Genomic DNA, 21,060 nt, shown 5'->3' with positions numbered 1-21,060 from the left:
CGGAGATTCCCATGGCTTTCGACTACACAGCCCATTTCGAGAGAAAGATCGACGACATCCGGTCCTCGGGCCAGTACCGGACCTTTGTGGAAATCGAACGCCTGGCCGGGCGGTTTCCCCAAGCGGTGCACCATCATCGGGACGGCCTGCGCGAGATCACGGTGTGGTGCAGCAACGATCACCTCGGCATGGGTCAGTTCCCGAAAGTCGTCGAGGCCATGCACCGCTCGATCAATCGCTCCGGTGTCGCGGCCGGCGGGTCGCGCAACATCTCCGGCAACAACCACACCCACATCCTGCTGGAACGGGAAGTGGCACAACTACATCGGAAAGAAGCCGGCCTGACGTTCATCACCGGGTACGCGGTCAACGACGCCGTGCTCGGGGTGCTCGGCAAGCACCTGCCCGGGGTGATCTTCTTCTCCGACGAGCAGAACCACGCGTCGATGATTCTCGGCATGCGCGCCTCGCGGGCCGAGCGGCAGATCTTCCGGCACAACGATCCCGCTCATCTCGACGAGCTGCTCGCCGCCGCCGAGCCGGACCGGCCCAAGGTGGTCGCGTTCGAATCCATCTACTCGATGGACGGCGATATCGCGCCGATGCCCGAATTATGTGCCGTGGCAAAGAAACACGGCGCACTGGTGTACGTCGACGAGGCGCATTCGGTCGGCATGTACGGTCCCGAGGGCTCGGGCATGGCGGCACAGATGGGCTGTGCGGACCAGGTCGACCTGCTGATGGGCACCTTCGCCAAGGGCTACGGCACGCTCGGCGGCTACCTGACCGGTCCGGCGGCGATCCTCGACGCGGTGCGCAGTTTCGCGCCCGCGTTCATCTTCACCCTCGCCATGCCGCCCGCCCTCGCGGCCGCCGCGCTGGCCAGCGTGCGGCACCTGCGCGAGTCCGACAACGAGCGCATCCTGCTGTACCACCGTGCCCAGCTGCTGCAGGGCTTGCTGATGGACGCCCAGATTCCGTTGGTGTCCACCGAAAGTCACATCGTTCCCGTTCTCGTAGGCGATCCGCACAAATGCAAACAACTGGCCGACATCTTGCTCGAAGAACACCACCAATACGCGCAACCGATCAACTTCCCTTCGGTCGCGCGCGGCACCGAACGCCTGCGGATCAACCCCTCACCGGTGCACAGCCCCGCCGCGGTACACAAGTTCGCCGAGATCATCGATTCCGTCTGGTCGCAGCTGAACCTGCCCCGCCGCCCGGCCCGGCCGATCGCCGCCCTCGACACGCTGGAGAAGGTCTCGGTATGACCGTCGAGACGCGGCCCACCCGACTCCGGAACCTGCATCCGGAGGCGGACGCTGAGCCCACAACGCCGTGGGCTCAGCACGTCCTCCTGTATGCGGCGTTCTTCCTGATGGGCGCGGAGATGTATCTGGTCGCACCGATGCTGCCGGATATCGCCGAGTCGCTGCACGCCTCGGTGGCCGCTACGGCCACCATCGTCACCGCCTACGTCCTCGTCTACGCCGTCGCCGGGCCGCCGTTCGGCATCCTCGCCGACCGCTACCCGCGGCGCTGGTCGATCCTGCTCGGCTCGCTGGTGTTCATGCTCGGCAATCTCGCCTGCGCCGTGGCGGGTTCGCTGACCATGCTGGTCGCGGGCCGCGGCATCACCGGCCTCGGCGCCGCGATCGCCGCGCCCGCGATCTGGGCCTACCTCGCCGAGCGCACGCCGCAGCACCAGCGCGGGCGGGTGATCTCCCTGGGCGCGAGCGTGTATTCGCTCGGGCAGGTCCTCGGCGTCCCGCTCGGCGCGGCGCTCGCCGCGCTCACCAGCTGGCGGTGGCCGTTCCTGGCCGTCGGCCTGCTGATGATCGTGACGTCCGCGGTGCTGTACGTCCGGCTCGAGCACGTGCCGGTCACCGGGCAGTCGCGCGGCTTCCGCGCGCTGCTCGCGCCCTGGCGCCGGCCCCGAATCAGCTTGGGGCTCATCGCCACTCTGTTCCTGCAGGCCGCCCGGCTCGGCGCCTACACCTTCGTCGGGGTGATCTACTCTCAACGCTTCGGCTTCAGCCTAGGTGAGCTGGGCTTGGTCGGCCTGCTCGTCGGCGCCGGGTCGCTGATCGGATCACTCAGTGCCGGAACGATTCTCGATCGGCTGCACCGGCGCGGGGTCAGCGGTGTATGGGTTTCCGTACTCGCCGCGGTGGCGTTCATCCCCTGTGCCGTGGTCGCGTTGACCAGTCACCAGGTGGTCGTCGCGCTGGTCGCCTTGACCCTGTGGTGCGTCTTCGGCGGGGCCTTCTACTCCAGTCAGCAGGCCTACCTGTCCTCCGCCGACCCGACCCAGCGCGCCTCCGTCGTCGCGTGGAACAACTCGATGATGAACGCGGGCATCGCCATCGGCACCACCCTGCTGGGCGCCCTCACGGTCGGCGGCGCGATCTTCGCCGGATGCACCGCGGTGCTCGGCCTCATCGCGGCCGTGGTGTCGGCCGCCCTGCTCGCACTCCTTCGAAAGGAACGTCAGCCAGCATGATTCCCGCCTCCGCAGCGGTGGCCCCGAACCGGGCCGCCCTCCCCGTTGCCGCGTGGGCCCTGGGCCCCTACATCTACGATGCCGACGGAAAAGACTATCTCGACGGCTCCTCCGGGGTGCTCAACGTCAATGTCGGGCACGCCCATCCCACCGTGCTGCGCGCCGTTGAAAACCAGCTCCAGCAACTGACTTTCGTGCATCGCACGCAGTTCCGCAACGAACCCGCCCGCCAGCTCACCGAGCGGCTGCTCGCCATCGCGCCCGCGGGCACCGCCGCCATCGAGTACAGCAACTCCGGTTCCGAGGCCAACGAGTGCGCACTGCGGCTGGCCTTCGCCTGCCAGCATCGGCGCGGCGATACCCAGCGCACCGTGATCCTGTCCGAAGAGCCGAGCTATCACGGGATGACGGCGGCCGCGCTGTCCATCACCGGTAGCCCGAACAAGCGCGACGCCTCGGTCGAGGCCTTGCTCGGCACCACCGGCACGAACCGAGTGCTGGTGCGCCCCAAGCCCGGACGGCGCCGGGCGACCCACGAGGAGTGGGCGCAGGCCATTCTCGGCGTCGGGCCGTCGAAGGTCGCGGCGATCGTCATCGAACCGCTCGGCGGCGCTTCGTCCGGCGCGGCCCCGATCGACGTGGAGACGATGCACTGGCTGCGCCGGGAGACGCAGAACAACGGCATCGTGCTCATCGCGGACGAGGTCATGTCCGGCTTCGGGCGCACCGGAAAATGGTGGGCCTGCGACCATGCCAATATCGCCCCCGACATCCTCACCTCGGGCAAGGGTGTCACCGGCGGCTACACGAGCCTGGCGGTGACCATGGTCTCCAGCACGGTGACCACCGCGATCGCCGAACCGCTCGGCCCGATCGCGCTGGGCCACACCATGTCCGCGAATCCCCTCGCCTGCGCGGCGGCCAACGCGGTGCTCAGCGTGCTCGAAGACGAGTCACTGCTGGACAATGCCGCTGCGGCCGGCGCACTGCTCGGCGCCGAGCTGACCAAGCTGTGCGGGCACTATCCGGAGTTGCTCTCCGACCAATCGGGCATCGGCCTGATGCGCGCGCTGCATGTCCGGCCCGGGCAGTCGGTGGACACGAACAAGCGAATCGTGGCCGCCGCCAAGGAAAATGGGCTCGTGCTCTGCTCGGCGGGCATCGGCGAGACGACCGACTCGGTGCTCGTCGCACCACCGTTGAACAGCTCCCCGGGGATCATCGAAGAACTGGTGGAGCGCCTGGACAAGACGCTGGCGGCGGTGGCGGAGGAGCGTCGCCCCTGATATCCGGCGCCCGAAACCGGCTGTCGATCAGCCGGTTTCGGGCAACGCACCGCTGAGAACCGGGAGTACCCGACCATGCGCGGTGTACCCGACCCGCTCGCCGAGCTGCCGACGGCCCCTGAATCGGCGGCGTCGAGGAGCAGGCGAGCGACGGCCGCACCTTTCCCGTCGACAACCCGGCCACCGGCGCGACCCTGCTCGAGGCCGCCGACGCCACAGCCGCCGACGGGGCTCGAGGCGGCCGCCGCAGCCTAAGTCGGATAGGCCCGGACACCATCGCGCGAGCAGGCCGAGATCCTGCGCCACGCTTGGGAACTCGCGATCGCACAACGTAACGCCTGCGCGTTGGTGATGACCAGGTCGCCGCGATCACCGGATTCGCCGACGAGGACGCCGCGATCGCCGACGCCGATGACACCGAATATGTTTTGGCCGCATACCTTTACACCGCCGACGTGGATCGTGCGCTGCGCATCGCCGAGCGTCTCGACGCCGACATGGCCGGTGTCAATCGCGGCGTCGTCTCCGATGTGGCCGCGCCGTTCAGCGGCGTCGAGGCATCCGGCCTCGGCCGGGAAGCGGGTACCGAAGGCATCGAGGAGTACCTCGAAACCGCCTACCTCGCGCTGCCGTAACCGCGGGGAATATAACCCACGCGCGAGCCATTCGCCGCACTTTCACCGACTGGGCAACATACCGTTATTCCTTGTTGCCCAATTGAATTCGTGTCGTTACCATCCTAATTAAAAGGTAAATATTGATAATTCTGCTGCGCGCGGGGAGTTAGCGGGCATACGATCTGAGCTGTTCGAAACACGCTGTCGGGTAACCACATTCACCTGTGTTCAAACCCAGTTCGTGACCGGCTCGCACGCCGGTCGCCGGTCCGTTGTGAATAATCCGAGGACACGAACGCTCCACAATCGAACGTCCCGGGAAAATTTCTAGGTGAGGATCAGCCATGACAATGGAAATGTCCGCACATACCGAGACTACTGTGCGCAGGAGCCTCAGTACCACTGCCGCACACCAGTTGTCGACCACCACAAAGTCCGAACCCCAGATGCAGGGGATCACCTCCCGCTGGCTCACCCGCATGCTGCCATGGACGCAGGTCAACGGCGGTGTATACCGGGTCAACCGGCGCCTCACGCACACCGTGGGCAACGGCGAGGTCGAGTTCGCCGTGGATGGCTCCACCGCGAAGGTGATCCCGCTGGAACTGTGTGAACTGCCCGCACTGCACGATTTCACCGATGAGGACGTGCTGCGCGCACTGGCCCGCCGGTTCGAACAGCGCGAATTCGAACCCGGCAGCGTGGTAGCCGAATTCGGCAATCCGATGAATCAGGTCATGCTGATCGTGCACGGAAAATTGAGCAAGCTCGGCTCCGGCGAATACGGTGAAAACACACTCCTCGGTATGCTGGCCGGTGGAAATTTCTTCGGCGATCAGAGCCTCACCGACTCGTCCGCCATTTGGCCGGTCACCGTCAAGACGCAAACCAAAACCACGATGCTCGTGCTGAGCCGGCCGGCGTTGGAGGAAATACTCGACAACGCGCCCGCGCTGCGCGAGCACCTCACCCGGGTCGCCGACGCCTCGTCGCGGCCGCAGAACAAGCAGGGCGAGGCCGCGATCGAGATCTCGTCCGGGCACAGCGGTGAGCCCGAATTGCTCGGCACCTTCGTCGATTACGACGCAAGCCCCCGTGAATACGAGCTGAGCCTGGCGCAGAGCGTGCTGCGGGTGCACACCAGGGTCGCCGACCTGTTCAACGACCCGATGAACCAGACCCAGCAGCAGTTGCGGCTCACCATCGAGGCGCTCTACGAACGCCGCGAATACGATCTGCTCAACAATGCCGACTTCGGCCTGCTGCACAACTGCGATCTCAAACAGCGCATCTACACCGAGTCCGGTCCGCCCACCCCGGACGACATGGACGAACTGCTCAGCATGCGCCGCAGCACCAAACTCTTTCTCGCCCACCCGAAAGCCATCGCCGCGTTCGGGCGCGAATGCAGCAAACGCGGCCTGTACCCCGACCCCGTCGACGTGGACGGCCACCGCGTCCCGGCCTGGCGCGGCGTCCCTATCTTCCCGTGCAGCAAGATTCCGGTCAGCGATACCGCGACCACCTCGATCCTGGCCATGCGCACCGGCGAAAAGGACCAAGGTGTCATCGGCCTGCACCAGACCGGGCTGCCGGACGAATACGAACCCAGCCTGAACGTCCGGTTCAAGGGCATCGACGACCAGTCGATCATCTCCTACCTGGTCAGCTGCTACTACTCCGCCGCCGTGCTGGTGCCCGACGCACTCGGCGCGCTGGACAACGTCCTGGTCGCCCGGCCCACCGACTGACCGCCGCGCAACACCGTTCCCGGCGGGTGGACCAGCCGTCCCCCGCGTCACGACCCGATAGGGGAGGTGGGTGGACCGATGGTCGAGAGCACGTCGGCGGCGGGTCGCACGGCCACGGAGATTCTGACGAATGTCCGCGGGCTGTGTGAACCACTGCTGCGCGAAGCGGTGGGCACCCTGCCCGAACCGCTGGATCACATGGGCGGCTATCACTTCGGCTGGTGGGACGCCGACGGCAACCCGACGCCGCAGCCCGTCGGAAAGGCCCTGCGGCCCGCGCTCACGGTCTGCACGGCGGTCGCGTGCGGCAGCACCGCGCACGCCGCGCTGGCCGCGGCCGCCGCGGTGGAACTCGTGCACAACTTCACGCTCCTGCACGACGACGTCATGGATGCCGACGAAGTCAGGCGTGGGCGGCCGGCCGTCTGGAAGATGTGGGGCAGTGCCGATGCGATCCTGCTCGGCGACGCACTACACGCCCTCGCGGCACGGGTTCTGGTGGCCGGACTACCCGGGGCCACGGCAACGGCGGCGCTCGCCGCACTCGAAATGGCGATTATCGAGATGTGCCGTGGCCAGCACGAGGACTGTCGTTTGGGGGCGGGTGAACGCGCGGGGTTGGACGAATACACCCGCATGGTCATGGGCAAGACCGGCGCCCTCATGGGGTGCGCCTGCGTGCTCGGCGCGCTGTGCGCGCAGGCCGATCGGACGACGGTGGCGGCGATGGAGACGTTCGGCCGCGAACTGGGGATGGCCTTCCAGTTCGTCGACGATCTGATCGGCATCTGGGGTGACCCGGCGATCACCGGGAAACCGGCGAGCGACCTTGCCCGCCACAGCATGTCGCTCCCGGTGGTCTCGGCACTCGGTTCGGGCACCGCGGCGGCCGCCGAGCTGGCGCGCATGTACCGCCCCTCCCCGGCCACCGCGGCGATGGACACCGCCAAGGCCGCGGCGCTGGTCGAATCGGCCGGCGGCAGGCGCTGGACCCAGCAGCTGGCCGAGCGCCGGATGCGGGCCGCGATCGCGGCCCTGGCCGACCCGGCCGCCGCCGCGGACCTGATGGCGTTGGCGCACCTGGTTTCCCATCGAGACCGCTGAAAGGAAGCGACGTGCAGCCCTTCGAACTCCCCGATTTCTACATGCCGTATCCGGCCCGGCTCAACCCGCACGTCGACTCCGCCCGCGCGCACACCCGAGTGTGGGCCGAGTCGATGGGCTTCTTCGAAGATGCGGCGGGACACCATATCTGGAGCGAGTCCGATCTCGAACGGCACGACTACGGTCTGCTGTGCGCGTACACCCACCCCGACTGCGACAGCCGGGAACTGGATCTCATCACCGACTGGTACGTGTGGGTGTTCTATTTCGACGACCACTTCCTCGAATTGTTCAAACGTACCCGAGACACCAAGGGCGCCAAGGAATACCTGGATCGGCTGCGGGATTTCATGCCGCTGGCCGGCGGCCCCCTGCCGGAGCCGACCAACCCGGTCGAGCGCGGCCTGGCCGACCTGTGGGTGCGCACAGTACCCGCGATGTCGATGGATTGGCGGACTCGGTTCGCCGCGACCACCACCGCGCTGCTGGAGGAATCGCGGTGGGAACTGGCCAACATCGCCGAGGGCCGGATCGCGAACCCGATCGAATACATCGAGATGCGCCGCAAAGTCGGCGGCGCGCCGTGGTCGGCGAACCTGGTCGAGCACGCCGTCGGCGCACAGATCCCGGCCGAGCTGGCCACCACCCGGCCGCTGGAAGTGTTGCGAGACACCTTCGCCGACGCCGTGCATCTGCGCAACGACATCTTCTCCTATGAGCGGGAGGTACGGCAGGAAGGCGAGAACGCCAACGGAATCCTGGTGGTGGAACAGTTCTTCGGCTACGAGACCCAGCAGAGCGCCGAGGTCGTGAACAACCTGCTGACCTCCCGCCTGCAACAGTTCGAGCACACCGCGGTCACCGAGCTGCCCGTGCTGTTCGCCGAGCGGGCCGTCGGCCCGGAGGATCAGGCCGCCGTGCTGGCGTACTCGAAAGGCTTGCAGGACTGGCAATCCGGCGGCCACGAATGGCACATGCGGTCGAGCCGGTACATGAACAAGGGCCCGGCCGCGGACGGTGATCCGCTGCGCAGGCTGTTCAAACCCGCCGGCCTCGGCAGTGCCGCGGTGTATCTGTTCTCCCCCACCGTGGTGCTGGAGCCGGGCCGCCTGCGCAGCTTCCTGCACCCGCGGCAGGAATTGGCCGAACCGATCGAGTTTCCCGAGATCCCGATGCCGTATCAGCTCCAGCTGAGTCCGCATCTGGCGGGCGCACGCGCGAGTCTGCTCGCCTGGGGCGCGCGGATCGGCTTCCACGACCCGCTGCCCGAGTTCGGCGGGCGCCCGCTCTGGCGCCCGGAAGATTTGGCGGAGTTCGACTTCGCACTGTGCTCAGCGGGCATCGACCCCGATGCGACCCTCGCGGAAGTGGAGATGTCGGCCTCGTGGCTGGCCTGGGGCACCTTCGTGGACGACTACTACCCACAGGTTTTCGCGCAGCGCAAAGACCTCGCCGGAGCAAAGGCCCAAAGCGCCCGGCTGCGTGCGTGCATGCCCGCCGACGAAGCCGCGCCGACACCCGCGAGCAACGCGATGGAGCGCGGACTCGCGGCGCTGTGGGCCCGCACCACGGCGAACCTGCCCGACGACCAGAGAGCTGAATTGCGCCGAGCGGTCGAGGTTTTCCTCGATGCGTCGGAATGGGAAGTAGTCAACGACATCACCAACCGGATGCCCGATCCGGTCGATTACGTGGAGATGCGCAGGCGCACTTTCGGCGCTGATCTCACGATCGCGCTGGCTCGGATCTCGCGCGCGGAACTCATCGCGCCCGAGGTCTATCGCACGCAGACCCTCGCGGATCTGGAGCACACCGCGACCGACGTCTGCACGCTGCTGAACGATCTGTACTCGTATCACAAGGAAACCCGGTACGAGGGCGACTTCCACAACGCCGTACGGGTGCTGCGGAACTTCCTCGACTGCGAGACGGAGGCCGCCGTCACAGCGGTGCACGAGCTCTTGACCGCGCGACTGCACCAGTTCGAGCGGATCGTCGACAGCGAATTGCCGGCCCTGTACGAGGAATACGACCTCGCCCCCGAGGTGCGCGCCGCCATCGACCGGCGCGCGGTGGAACTCCAGGACTGGATGGCCGGAATCCTGAACTGGCATGCCGCATCGCTCCGCTATCAGGAGCAGCACCTCGAACAGCGTTACGGGGCAGCGGCTCTGACCGAGGCAGCCGAGGAGGCCCGGCCCGACCCGGGCTATCTACGACCGAGCGGCCTCGGCACCAGTGCCGCCCGATTCGATCGAGCATTGCAGGTGACGCCATGACAACCGCGAGTTGCTGGCGGCCCAGGACGATACTGCTTGCCGCGCCACGGTCGTTCTGCGCCGGCGTCGATCGGGCCATCGACACTGTCGAACGGCTGCTCGCCGCGCCCGATCGGCAGGGGCCGGTCTATGTGCGCAAGCAGATCGTGCACAACACCCACGTTGTCGCCGAATTGACCACGCGTGGCGCAGTTTTCGTGGATGACCTGGACGAAGTGCCGCTCGGCGCGACCGTCGTGTTCTCCGCGCACGGCGTCTCGCCCGCCGTGCGCGCCCAGGCCGCGCGGCGTGATCTCCGGGTAGTCGACGCGACCTGTCCGCTGGTCACCAAGGTGCACGCCGAGGCAAGGCGTTTCGCGGCACGCGGGTACACCATCGTGCTGATCGGGCACGCGGACCACGAGGAGGTCGAGGGCACCGCGGGTGAGTCCCCCGGCTCCACGGTGGTGATCGAGAGCCCCGAACAGGCTGCGGCGCTGCAGGTGCCGGACGAGAGCAAGGTCGCCTATCTGACCCAGACCACGCTGTCGGTCGAGGAGACGCAAAAGACGATCGACGCACTGCGCCAACGGTTCCCGCAGCTGCACGGCCCGGCCGCAGCCGATATCTGCTACGCGAGCACCAATCGCCAGCACGCGGTGGAGGCGGTCGCCGAACGCAGCGACCTGGTGCTCGTCGTCGGCTCGGCCAACTCGTCCAATTCGCAGCGCATGGTCGACGTGGCCCGCCGCCGGGGCGTCCCCGCCTATCTCATCGAGGACGCTTCGGAGATCTCGTCCGAATGGCTCACCACCGCGACGACGATCGGCCTGTCCGCCGGTGCGTCCGCCCCGGCCGCACTGGTCACCGCGGTGATCGCGGCGCTGTGCGCGTGGGGGCCGGTCACGGTGCAGGAAAACGTCACCGCGACCGAGGATCTCGTCTTCGCCGTGCCCGCCACCGTCCGCCATCTCACCGTGCCGGAGTGACAGCCATGACCATCGAGGAACTCGGCCTGCCCACCGTGCGCACGCGTGCGCGCAGCCGCCGGCTGAACATCGGCAGCGTCCCGGTCGGCGGCGGCGCGCCCGTCTCCGTGCAGACCATGACCACTACGCGCACCGCGGATGTCGACGCCACCCTGCAGCAGATCGCGGCCGTGACGGCGGCGGGCTGCGATATCGTCCGGGTCGCCGTGCCCACCCCCGACGACGCGGCCGCGCTGCCCGCCATCGTCGCCCGCTCGCCGCTGCCGGTGATCGCCGACATCCATTTCCAGCCGCGCTACGTCTTCGCCGCGATCGATGCGGGTTGTGCCGCGGTGCGGGTGAATCCCGGCAATATCAAGCAATTCGACGATCGGGTCGGTGAGATCGCCGCCGCCGCGAGCGCGGCGGGCATTCCGATCCGGGTCGGCGTGAACGCGGGCTCGCTGGACCCGCGAGTGCTCGCCAAACACGGCTCAGCGACCGCCGCCGCGCTCGCGGAATCCGCGCTGCACGAGGCGGCGCTGTTCGAGGAGCACGGGTTCACCGATCTCAAGATCGCGGTCAAACACCACGATCCGCGCACCATGATCGCGGCGAATCGGCTACTCGCACAACGCTGCGACTATCCGCTGCACCTCGGGGTCACCGAAGCGGGGCCGCTGTTCCAGGGCACCATCAAATCGGCGGTCGCCTTCGCGATCCTGCTCGGCGAAGGGATCGGCGACACCATCCGCGTCTCGATCTCCGCGCCGCCGGTCGAGCAGGTGAAGGCGGGCTGTCACATCCTGCAATCGCTCGGGCTGCGGCCGCGCAAGCTAGAGATCGTCTCCTGCCCGGGCTGCGGCCGATTGCAGGTCGATATCCATCGGCTGGCCGCCGAGGTGGAGGCGGCGTTCGACGGCTTCCCGCACCCGCTGCGCGTCGCGGTGATGGGTTGCGTCGTGAACGGGCCGGGCGAGGCGCGCGAGGCCGACCTCGGCGTCTCCTCCGGCAACGGGAAAGGGCAGATCTTCGTGCGGGGCAAGGTCATTCGCACGGTTCCGGAGAGTCAGATCGTCGAAACGCTGGTGGCCGAGGCGGTCGCGCTCACCCAGCACCTCGCACACACACCGGCGGAAGGGATCTCATGACGACCACCCGGGTCGAGCAGGCACCCGTCGATCTGGCCGCGACCCGGATCAGAGTCGACGGCGTGCTGGACCGATTCCTGCGCGGCAAGGCGAGCGCCGATCCGACGCTGCCCGGGGAGATCACCGACACGCTGCGCGCGTTCCTGTTCGCGGGCGGCAAGCGGATTCGCCCGCTGCTCTGCGTACTCGGCTGGCATGCCGCGCACGGCACGACACCGGTGCCGCAGCCGGTGATCCAGGTCGCGGCCGCGCTCGAACTGTTCCACGCGGCGGTGCTGATCCACGACGACATCATCGACAACAGCGACACCCGCCGCGATCACCCCACGGTGCACCGCGCGCTCACCGCGCGGCATCCCGAGCGCCGCGATCCGGAACGATTCGGCAGGCACGCCGCGATCGTCCTCGGCGATCTCGCCATGGTGTGGTCCGCGGAGTTGCTGCACACCGCGCGACTGACCGCGCGGCAACTACGCACCGCGCTCGAGGTGCTCGACGGGATGCGCGCCGACGTGATGTACGGACAGTATCTCGATCTGCTCACCACCGCGTGCCCGTCCGGCGACCTCGACCGCGCGCTCGACATCATCCGGTACAAGACGGCGTCCTACACCTGCGAACGTCCGCTGGTCCTGGGCGCGCTGCTCGCCGACCCCGCGCCCGGTATCCCCGCAGCGCTCGCCGCGTACGCCCGGCCGCTCGGGGAGGCGTTCCAGCTCCGGGACGATCTGCTCGGCGTCTACGGCGATCCGGCGCGGACCGGCAAATCCAATATCGAGGATCTGCGCGAGGGCAAGCACACCGCGCTGGTCGCGCTGGCGTTCACGCACGCGGACGCCGAACAGTCCGAACGGTTGTCCGCGATGCTCGGCGATCCGTTGCTGGACGAGCAACGGGCTGCCGAATGTCGCGAAATCCTCGGCGCGACAGCGCTGGCGCGCGTCGAGGGCATGATCCGCACCAGGTCCGAGCAGGCGCATCAGGCGCTCGAGCAGGCACCGATCCCGCTCGCGGTGATCCGGACCTTGCAGCACCTCGCGGACGACGCCATCGCCCGCACCGGATAGGGACGGGTCACGCCCAGAAGACGCCGTGCACCGTTGGTGCACAGGACAATCGGAGCCGAATCATGATCGAAGAGATTGGCGTGCCGCTCGCCGTCGGAGTGATCGCGGTACTCGTGTTCGTCGTCGGCGCGCGATTGCGCGCGCTGGTGTGGCGCAAGCCGGAGAACGGGGACTCCGGGTCGGTGACGCTGGAGCTGATCAGCACGCTGTTCATGGCGGTCGCCGCGTTCGTGGTGGTGATCTGCTGGCAGCAGTTCGACAACGCACACAATCACACCGTCGCCGAATCGAAATCGCTGGTCGACGTGTACTCGGCGGCGCACGCCATGCCCGAGCCGGCGCACAGCGAAATCCAAAGACTGGTGCGCGAATACACCGAACAGGTGGTCACCACCGAATGGGCGGTGATGGACCGGGACCGTCGTCTCGATCAAGGCACCCAGGACATCCTCGACACTCTGCGCGATACCGTGCTCGCGGTCGAGTCCGAGGATTCCGCGGTCACCGATCAGCGCGAGATCGCGTTGGCGTCGCTGGATGCGGTGGGCCAGGCACGGCACGACCGCGCGCTGGACGCGCAGCTGGGCATGCCCGGATTCCTCTACGGCGCTTTGTGGTTCGGCACGATCCTGCTGCTGTGCAGTTCGGTGCTGGCGGGCGTCGAGGTGAGCGCGCGCAGCGTGGCGATGACGGCGCTGCTGGGGGTGGTGATCGGCGCCGCGATCCTGGCGATCTACCGGCTCGACCGGCCATTCGCGGGCGGAAACGTCGTCTCCAAGGACGCTTTCGAGTTGGCGCTGGCCCGCTTCCAGCACATCACCTAGCGGCCCCGGACCGCCACGAAAGATGGATGTCTGCCCATGTCGCTGGATCCCGATGGAATTCGAACCCGCAGGACCGCAAGGGGACTCGCGGTAGTCCCGGTGGTCTTCGTCCTGCTGACCGGACACCCCGTGGTGTCCGCTGACCCCAACACCGACACCTGGCCGCCGCTCGGCGAGATCGTCACGGGCAGTGCGTCGTCCGGGACCGGCTCGGACAATGCGGGCCCCGACGGCATCGTGACCGGAAGTGCTTCCGTCGGTGGTGAATTGAGCCTCGAGCCGGCACCGGTCGGGGGTTCGGTGCATAGCGGCAGTGCTGGACAGGGCGGTGCCGGCACGGAAGCTGCGGGTAGCGGCATCGAACCCGCCGCCGGCGTGGAACTCGCACTTCCGGAACCTGCTACGGCACCTCCGGTCGCCGAGAATCCGCTCGCCCCACCGGATCTGGATTCCGACACGGTGCGAACCGCGTGCGCGGGCAGCGCCGTGGTGGGCCTGTCGTTGATCGTGGCCGGCATTCTCACCGGCAGCGGTCACGCCCTCGGCTCCAGCTTGTCCGGGCCCGGCAGCGCTGTGGGCAGCGCGGCGGTAGGTAGCGCCATGACCGGCAGCGGGCTGGCCTGCCTGCTCTGGCCACCGGAGTTGCCGCCGTTTCCCGGCCTCCCCCTGGAACTCACCCCACCGGCCGTCGCGGGCCCGATTCTGCCGACCGAGTTTCCCGACATCCTCGAAGCCCCACCGATATCCCCGCCCGTCCCCCGCCAGCAGCCGGTCACCATCCCGCCTTTAACCCAACGTCAAGCGGTCCCACCCACCAGCGACCCCGTCGCATGGAACATGCTGCAACTCGTCACGGTGATGCTGGTCGTCGTCATCGGCACCGTCCGCACCGGTGCCACCTACATTCGCAGACACAAGCACGAGTAGATGCCGGGTTTTGTTGGGGTTTCTTGCGTTTGGGCTTGTCGGCTGGCTGCCGAAGTGTGACTTGCCCAGTGTGGTGTGCCTGCCGCGGGCGTTACATGGATGGTGCTGGGCGCGTCGTGTGCCGTACCCGGCTGTAGGTGCAGGTCAGGTGCGCGGTGTCGGGTTCCGGCGTGGTCGTCTGACTGTGGTTGCGTCGAGGGCGGCTTGGGAGAAGAGGGTGGGTGGGAAGCGGGCGGGTGGGAGCGGACCTGGCGGCGTGGCGGTGGTGGGAAGCGGGCCGAGTGAGTGCGGACCAAGCGGCGGGGCGGTGGTGCGGATCTGTTGTAGTGGTGCGGTTGCGCCGGAAGTGCGTGGTTGGTCGCGGCGGAAGCCAGGGCAGGTGTGGACCAAGCGTCAGATAGGTTGGAGCTCACAGAGTTTTCATACGGTTCACAGGGGTTGTAGCTGCTGTGAACCGTATGGAAAGTCTGTGAGTCCCAGATTCACAGCGATTGGCACCGGCGAAACACGCCGAGGAGCAACGACACCCGCTCGATACCGCTGATACCTCGTCAAGGAAACGCTCGAGAACAGCACCACCGCCAGATGACCACGCCGGAACCCGACACCGCGCACCTGACCTGCACCTACAGCCGGGAACCCCACCTAACGCGCTCAGCATCATCCACGTAACTCCCGCGGCAGGTACACAAACCAGGCCGGTCACACTTCGGCAGCCAGCCAACAAGCCCAAACGCAAGAAACCCCAACCGAACCCGACCACACCACTGATGCGGGAGTGGGGCCGGAGCGGCACCCCGCGGCTGTGGCCTTGGCCGGTACTGGCGCGTGGTCAGCAGCTTCGCGCTGCGCCGGTGTCGACTAGACTGGCGCTCTGTTCGAGCCGACCGAGTCGGACGTTCGTCGCGTGAGGGGGAACCGGTTGACCGACACGGCGAATCCGACGATGGCCGCACCAGATTCGGGGCGCGGCGGCGCCGACCGGAGACCTCGCAGCTGGCGGATCGCGTGGATATGCACCGTTGCAGCACTTTTCGTGGTCGGCGTGGCCGCAGTGCCCGCATGGCTGCAATCCTCCCGGTTCTATCGCTTCGACTGGATCCCGGTGTGGGGGCCAGCGGCGTGCTGGACGATCGCTGTGCTGCTCCTCGCCCTACCGGGCCTGGCCGGACGGCGCGAGCCAGGGCGGATCAAACCACCATCGTTGGTCGTCGCCATCGTGTTGGGGGTCGCGATGGTTCCGGTGTGGTCCGTTTCGATGTTCGCAACTTCATTCGCCGCCGAGGACAGCGAGGTCGTAGCGGTCGCGGTGAATTCGGACGGGCGCCACGAACTCGTCACCGAGTTGCACAAGATCTACAACCACCCTCCCGGTTGCCGCGTCCTGCTTCGCGAACGCGGTTGGCTGTTCAGCAGACAGGACACAGTGTGGAACGAAGATGTCTGCCCACAGCACGTCTCGTTCACCGGCGACACAATGATCGAGGCCGTGACGGAGTCCGGGGAAACTGAGCGGTGGAAGTTCGATGCCGACCAGATGCAGGTGGACAGGATTTACCGGTTCCGTTGAGCAACCGGCGATTGCGTTTGGGCTTGTTGCGGCGCTGTCCCTAGGGTGCTTACCGGGGCGGGGATCACGCCGACCTCGTGCGTTGGTTGCGCGCGCACGAACCCCGCTGCGTGACTGGGCTGCGATGGCACCTCCGGCGTTACCCTGAGGTCGGCCGACCAGGGTACGGATCACGCGGAGTGTCCGCGCCCGGTCGGTCGGTCCGATTTACCGAGCGTGTGAAGGGAAGTCGCAGATGCTGTTGCCATCGACCGAGCGGGCGTTGCTGCATCGGGTTGCCGTCGAGCAGGCCGAGTACCGGGTGCCCTCGCTGATCGCCGCCGTGGTGCGAGACGGGCAACTGGTGTGGTCGGGGGCTAGAGGGCGGGTCGGTGCGAGCGCGCCGACCACCGACACCCAGTATCGCATCGGCTCGATCACGAAGTCGATGGTGGCGACCATGGTGCTGCGGTTGCGCGACGAGGGCAAGCTCGACCTGGCCGATCCGGTGGCGAAGCATGTGCCCGGCGCGCCGGTCGGGGATCGTACTGTGGCGCAACTGCTTTCGCACACTGCGGGGCTGCGCGCCGAATCGCCCGGCGACTGGTGGGAGCGCACCGCGGGGCCGCAATGGGTCGAACTCGCGGACAGCTTGGACGTCGACGCGGGCAGCAAGGCGCTGCTGCATCGCGCCGGCCGGCGGTTCCACTACTCGAACGTCGGCTTCGCCGCGCTGGGTGAACTGGTCGCCCGGTTGCGCGGGCAGAGCTGGTTCGAGGCGTTGCGCGCCGAAGTGCTGGCCCCGCTGGGCATGGACCGCACCACCGCCGCGCCCGTGGCCCCGCACGGCACCGGCGCGGCCGTGCACCCGTGGGCCGACGTGGTGCTGGCCGAGCCGTCCCACGACAACGGTGCGATGGGCGCGGCCGGCCAACTGTGGTCCACGGTGCGCGATCTGGCGCGCTGGGCGGCATTTGTCGGCGGCGACACCGGCGACGTGCTCGCCGCCGACACGCTCGAGGAGATGCGCGCCCCCGCCACGGTCGAGGACGGCGACGAGTGGAACTCCGGCTACGGACTCGGCTTCCAGTTGCAGCGCCACCACGGTCGCAGGCTCGCCGGGCACACCGGAGCCATGCCCGGTTTCATCTCCACCGTCTGGGCCGACCCCAAAGACCGCACAGGCGTGCTGTTCCTGTGCAACACCACCTACGGCGGCATCCGCGGCAATCTGGCCACCGGGCTGCTCGACATCTTGGCCGAGCACGAGCCCACGCTGCCCGAAGAATGGCTCCCCGCCACCGCAGTCGATCCGAACCTGTTGGCGCTCACCGGAACCTGGTACTGGGGCACCGCCTCCCTTGCCCTGCGCCTGCGCGCCGACGGCCACCTCGAACTCACCGCCCTCGCTCACGGCGGCCGCGAATCCCGCTTCCGCCCCGAACCCGACGGCTCCTGGACCGGTCTCGACGGCTACTACGCGGGCGAACGCCTCGACATCATCCGCGACCCCGACGGCACCCCCCAACGCCTCGAACTCGTCAGCTACATCCTCACCCGCGCCCCCTACGAACCTGCCGACCCCATCCCCGGCGGCGTCGACCCAGCAGGTTGGCGGGTCCGAGACTAGCGCCGCAGAGCCGTTGGGGCCGGACTCCAGCACGGCTCCCTGCTCGTGGTGGCAGTGGACGGCGAGTCCGGCGCCGCGGAGCGTCGGGGCCGGACTCCGGACGCGCGGCTCCCCGGTCGCAGTGACAGTGGATGCCAAGTATCAGCGGTATCGAGCGGGTGTTGTTTCCCCTCGGCGTGTTTCGCTGGTGCCAACCGCTGCGAATCTGGGGCTCACAGACTTTCCATACGGTTCACAGCAGCTACAACCCCTGTGAACCGTATGAGACCTCTGTGAGCTCCAACCTATCTGTCGCTTGGTCCACACCCGGCCCGCCCGCTTACCACCCACCCTCTACTCCCAAACCGCTCGAGCCGCAACCACGGCCAGACGACCACGCCGAAACCCCACTCCGCGTACCTGACGTGCGCCTAAAGCCGGGTACGGCACGCGACGCGCTCAGCACTGCCCATGTAACTCCCGCGGCAGGTTCACCACACTGGGGCCGTCCCCTTCGGCAGCCAGCCAAGTGCCAACCCGCTCACACAACCGGTCGTGCGCCCCAGCCAACTCGCGTTCGCGTGATCCGTGCCGCGGCGGGCAGGCCTGAGGGTAGTAGCGCCGATTCGTGTGCGCACAGCGCACAAGCGAGGTTCGCGAGGGGCCCCTGCTGGATCGAGCGATCGGATTGCACGCGAGATCCGTTGTGCGACCGCATGCTCGCGCGGCACGGCAGCCACCTCAGGGCGGGTCCAAGGGCGCCGGCCCAGCTCGCTTACGCAGCGGGTTCGTGCGTGTGCAGCCAATGGGCGAGGTCGGCGAGGGGCTGGGGGCGGATAGGGCCGATCGGGTCGTGGGCGAGATTCTTTGCGGCGCCGAGGGAGTGGCCTGCATCGGGGTAGGTGAGAAGTGTGTGGTCGCGGCTGCCGTGCGCGGCCAGCGCTGCATCGACCTGCCGAGCCGCGGCTACCGCGACGTTGCTGTCGTGCTCGCCGTGCATGGTGAGCACTGAGATATCGCGCAGCGCACCGGCCTGTGCGGCGACATCGGGCAGCGTGGACGCGGAGCCGTACATCCGGAACGCGCGGCCGTCGAGTTGGGTGTCGATGAAAGCCACTGCGGCGTTGGATAGTTCGGTGTCGAGGTCGATCCTGCCGTTGCCGTCGGGGTCGAAGGCCGGTTCGATGGCCGGTGTGCCCGCACCGAGCAGGCCGAGCAGCTCGTGCACGACGACTCCGGGGTCGGCGCGCCAGGCGCGGTCGAGTTCCGCGACGCCTACCGAGCCGTCGACCGCGTAGTCGCGCAGGTAGGGGATCACCACGCGCTCCCACTGCGCGATCAGCCCGTCCCGCCACGGAATGCCTACTACCCCAAGCAGTATCACCCCGCGTACATTCGGCAGCTCGGGGGCGGCCGCGGCCACCACGGTGGTGCCTTCGCTCCAGCCGAGAAGGTAGATCCGTTCCGGGTCGATCCGCGGATCGCGTACCCCGGCCTCGACCGCGCTGCGCACATCTGCCACCAGCTGCGGCATCGTGAGCTCGGTGCCGAAGCGCGGGTCGATGTCGCCGATGCCGTGCACGTAGTGCTTGTTGTAGCGCAGCGTCGCGAAACCTTGATCGGCCAGGGAGCGCGCGATATCCGCGAACAGGTGTCCGCGCGAGGTGCCGCCTTCGCTCGCATCGTCGCCGTTCATGTCCTCCGGCCCGGAACCGCCGACGAGCACCACCAACGGCGCCGGCTCCTTGCCGGGGATCATCAGCTCCGCCTCGGCGACGAAATCGCCGAATGAGATCGATAGCGCCGAACTCCGCACTCCCCCAGCTGATTCGGTCGCCGCGGTACAGCCGGACGCGGTGACGACGACACCGAACAGAAGCACGAGCAGTGAACGCATATCCGCGACGCTATCCAGCACCGCGCCGATGGTCCTCACGCCACGGTGCGAACCCCGCGCAGTACCGCCGTACTACGCACTGCCCTGGTCCGCCACCCGCGATCGGGCGCCACGCGGCCGGTACAGCCAGACGATCGCCGCGAGCAGGGCGGCGACGGCAAGGAGGGTGTACGAGTCGCCGAGCAGGAATTGTGTGAGCGTCCAATGGAATTCGCGCCCGTTGGTCTGCGGGACGTACCAGACCAGTCCCTGCGGGAGCAGCGGCAGATCCGGATCCCACCAGCCGACCCGGTCGACGCGCATCGGCCAGGCGAAGGCGAACAGATAGATCAGCGCGGGCACCGCGATCCGCACGGCACGGCGACGATGCCGCAGCGCGTGCGCGATCCACAGCAGCGCGGGCACGATCCAGACCCAGTAGTGCGTCCACGAGATCGGCGAGGCCAGCAGCATCACGGTGGCCGCGAGCAGCGCGCCGAGCAGTTCGTCACCGCGCAGGTAGGCGAGGCGGGCGGCGGCGATGCCCGCCAGCCCCAGCAGTCCCGCGCAGACCAGCGAGCCGGTGCTGTTGTCCCAGGTGGACCACTGCAATCGGCCGAACAGTCCGTTGATCGATTGGTTCTGCACATAGGCGAACCCGATGCGGTTCTGCGAGGTCATCGTCGTCGTCCAGAACTCCCAGGCCTGGGCGGGCCGGTACCAGAACCCGATGGCGACCGTCGCGGCGAAGGCCGCGCACGCGGTGACCGCCGCCCGGTACTGCCGGGTGATGAGCAGGTAGACGACGAAGACGGCGGGGGTCAGCTTCAGCCCCGTCGCCAGGCCGATGAGAATGCCGCGATACCAACGATTCTTGGGAATCGCCAGGTCGGCGAGCACGAACGCCATGAGCAGCACGCTGAGCTGCCCGAACTGCAGAGTCTGCTGGACCGGTTCCAACCAGAGCGCCGCGGCGGCCGCCGCGGTCGCCAGCGCGACCAAACGGACACCGGGTCGCCGTTGCTGCAGCAGACCGGCGCTCCACATGCTTACCCAGAGCGAACCCAGCGTCAGCAGCGTAATGCCGGTCCCGACATAGTTGATCGGGAAGCGTGCCAGCTCCGCGCAGATCCACGCGGCGAAGACGGGATAGAGGAAGGGCAGGCCGAGCGGGCCACGCCCGTCGTACAGCAGTTCGGGATGCAGCGCGGCCATCGAGCCGCCCCACATGTAGACCTGGAGATCGACCTGGTGCCAGTACATATCCCAGTTCGGCCGCACGAAGGCCAGCCAGGCGCCGACGGAGCAGCAGGCGAAAACGAGCGCAGCGGCGAGTACCGTGAATGCGTGTGGCGCACGAGGTTTCACCACCTCGACCACACCGGTACCGCGCTGTTCTTCCGTGTGCAGGACGACAGCCATGGAGTTGTTTTTCCTTCATCAGATGAGGCAACACACGCAGACCAGCAAATGCTTAGCTAAACTAAGTGAAGTCATCCTAGCATCGGCCCCGGCTATGGCAGACCCCAATTCTGCGGGCGCGACGGCGCGCCGTGATCCCGATAAC

The 21,060-nt window shown here is 67.7% G+C and carries 15 protein-coding genes and 1 pseudogene; 14 read left to right on the top strand and 2 right to left on the bottom strand.

Going from position 1 to position 21,060, the window contains the following annotated elements:
* The first annotated feature begins 11 nt into the window (after positions 1-11).
* From hemA to O3I_RS14385, 14 genes and pseudogenes are all read left to right on the top strand, one after another.
* Positions 12-1,274 (top strand): 5-aminolevulinate synthase, encoded by a 1,263-nt coding sequence (gene hemA / locus O3I_RS14450; RefSeq protein ID WP_014983670.1) that lies wholly within the window; start codon positions 12-14, stop codon positions 1,272-1,274.
* Positions 1,271-2,506, top strand: a complete 1,236-nt coding sequence (locus O3I_RS14445; protein ID WP_014983669.1) for an MFS transporter — start codon at positions 1,271-1,273, stop codon at positions 2,504-2,506. The genes hemA and O3I_RS14445 overlap by 4 nt, the downstream gene beginning before the upstream one ends.
* Positions 2,503-3,792 carry an aspartate aminotransferase family protein gene (locus O3I_RS14440; RefSeq protein ID WP_014983668.1) on the top strand — a complete coding sequence of 430 codons (1,290 nt, stop codon included), beginning with the start codon at positions 2,503-2,505 and terminating at the stop codon, positions 3,790-3,792. Before O3I_RS14445 ends, O3I_RS14440 begins: the two co-directional genes overlap by 4 nt.
* Positions 3,793-4,151: 359 nt before the next feature.
* Positions 4,152-4,427 (top strand): annotated as a pseudogene (locus O3I_RS14435) (aldehyde dehydrogenase family protein); the annotation flags it as partial.
* A gap of 326 nt (positions 4,428-4,753) precedes the next feature.
* Positions 4,754-6,160 carry a family 2B encapsulin nanocompartment shell protein gene (locus O3I_RS14430; protein WP_041562611.1) on the top strand — a complete coding sequence of 469 codons (1,407 nt, stop codon included), beginning with the start codon at positions 4,754-4,756 and terminating at the stop codon, positions 6,158-6,160.
* Positions 6,161-6,238: 78 nt separating this feature from the next.
* Positions 6,239-7,264, top strand: coding sequence for a polyprenyl synthetase family protein (locus tag O3I_RS14425; RefSeq protein WP_014983665.1), 1,026 nt, complete (start codon positions 6,239-6,241; stop codon positions 7,262-7,264).
* A gap of 11 nt (positions 7,265-7,275) precedes the next feature.
* Entirely contained in the window at positions 7,276-9,543 is a 2,268-nt protein-coding gene (locus O3I_RS14420; protein WP_014983664.1) for a terpene synthase family protein, read from the top strand.
* Positions 9,540-10,511, top strand: a complete 972-nt coding sequence (ispH, locus tag O3I_RS14415; RefSeq protein WP_014983663.1) for a 4-hydroxy-3-methylbut-2-enyl diphosphate reductase — start codon at positions 9,540-9,542, stop codon at positions 10,509-10,511. The genes O3I_RS14420 and ispH overlap by 4 nt, the downstream gene beginning before the upstream one ends.
* Positions 10,512-10,516: 5 nt before the next feature.
* The gene (gene ispG, locus O3I_RS14410; RefSeq protein WP_014983662.1) at positions 10,517-11,641 is read left to right on the top strand and encodes a flavodoxin-dependent (E)-4-hydroxy-3-methylbut-2-enyl-diphosphate synthase; all 1,125 of its coding nucleotides are present in this window, start codon (positions 10,517-10,519) and stop codon (positions 11,639-11,641) included.
* Positions 11,638-12,708, top strand: coding sequence for a polyprenyl synthetase family protein (locus tag O3I_RS14405; protein WP_014983661.1), 1,071 nt, complete (start codon positions 11,638-11,640; stop codon positions 12,706-12,708). Before ispG ends, O3I_RS14405 begins: the two co-directional genes overlap by 4 nt.
* 62 nt (positions 12,709-12,770) lie before the next feature.
* Complete coding sequence (locus O3I_RS14400; protein ID WP_014983660.1) at positions 12,771-13,532, top strand: DUF4239 domain-containing protein; 762 nt, start codon at positions 12,771-12,773, stop codon at positions 13,530-13,532.
* 36 nt (positions 13,533-13,568) lie between these two features.
* A complete protein-coding gene (locus tag O3I_RS14395; protein WP_141692309.1) occupies positions 13,569-14,459 on the top strand; it encodes a hypothetical protein in 891 nt (296 codons plus the stop codon).
* A 922-nt stretch (positions 14,460-15,381) separates the two neighbouring features.
* Positions 15,382-16,029, top strand: a complete 648-nt coding sequence (locus tag O3I_RS14390; protein ID WP_141692308.1) for a hypothetical protein — start codon at positions 15,382-15,384, stop codon at positions 16,027-16,029.
* 235 nt (positions 16,030-16,264) lie between these two features.
* Entirely contained in the window at positions 16,265-17,638 is a 1,374-nt protein-coding gene (locus O3I_RS14385; RefSeq protein ID WP_014983657.1) for a serine hydrolase domain-containing protein, read from the top strand.
* A gap of 754 nt (positions 17,639-18,392) precedes the next feature.
* On the opposite strand, the gene O3I_RS14380 is transcribed toward O3I_RS14385, so the two are convergent.
* Together O3I_RS14380 and O3I_RS42625 are read right to left on the bottom strand one after the other, a co-directional pair.
* A complete protein-coding gene (locus O3I_RS14380) occupies positions 18,393-19,514 on the bottom strand; it encodes an alpha/beta hydrolase family protein (protein ID WP_141692307.1) in 1,122 nt (373 codons plus the stop codon).
* A gap of 72 nt (positions 19,515-19,586) precedes the next feature.
* The gene (locus tag O3I_RS42625) at positions 19,587-20,915 is read right to left on the bottom strand and encodes a glycosyltransferase 87 family protein (protein ID WP_014983655.1); all 1,329 of its coding nucleotides are present in this window, start codon (positions 20,913-20,915) and stop codon (positions 19,587-19,589) included.
* Between the last annotated feature and the right edge of the window lie 145 nt (positions 20,916-21,060).

This window comes from Nocardia brasiliensis ATCC 700358 (genome assembly GCF_000250675.2).
GTDB classification, from domain to species: domain Bacteria; phylum Actinomycetota; class Actinomycetes; order Mycobacteriales; family Mycobacteriaceae; genus Nocardia; species Nocardia brasiliensis_B.
The sequence above is the reverse complement of the archived record's forward strand: the minus strand, read 5'-3'. Positions and strand labels throughout refer to the sequence as shown.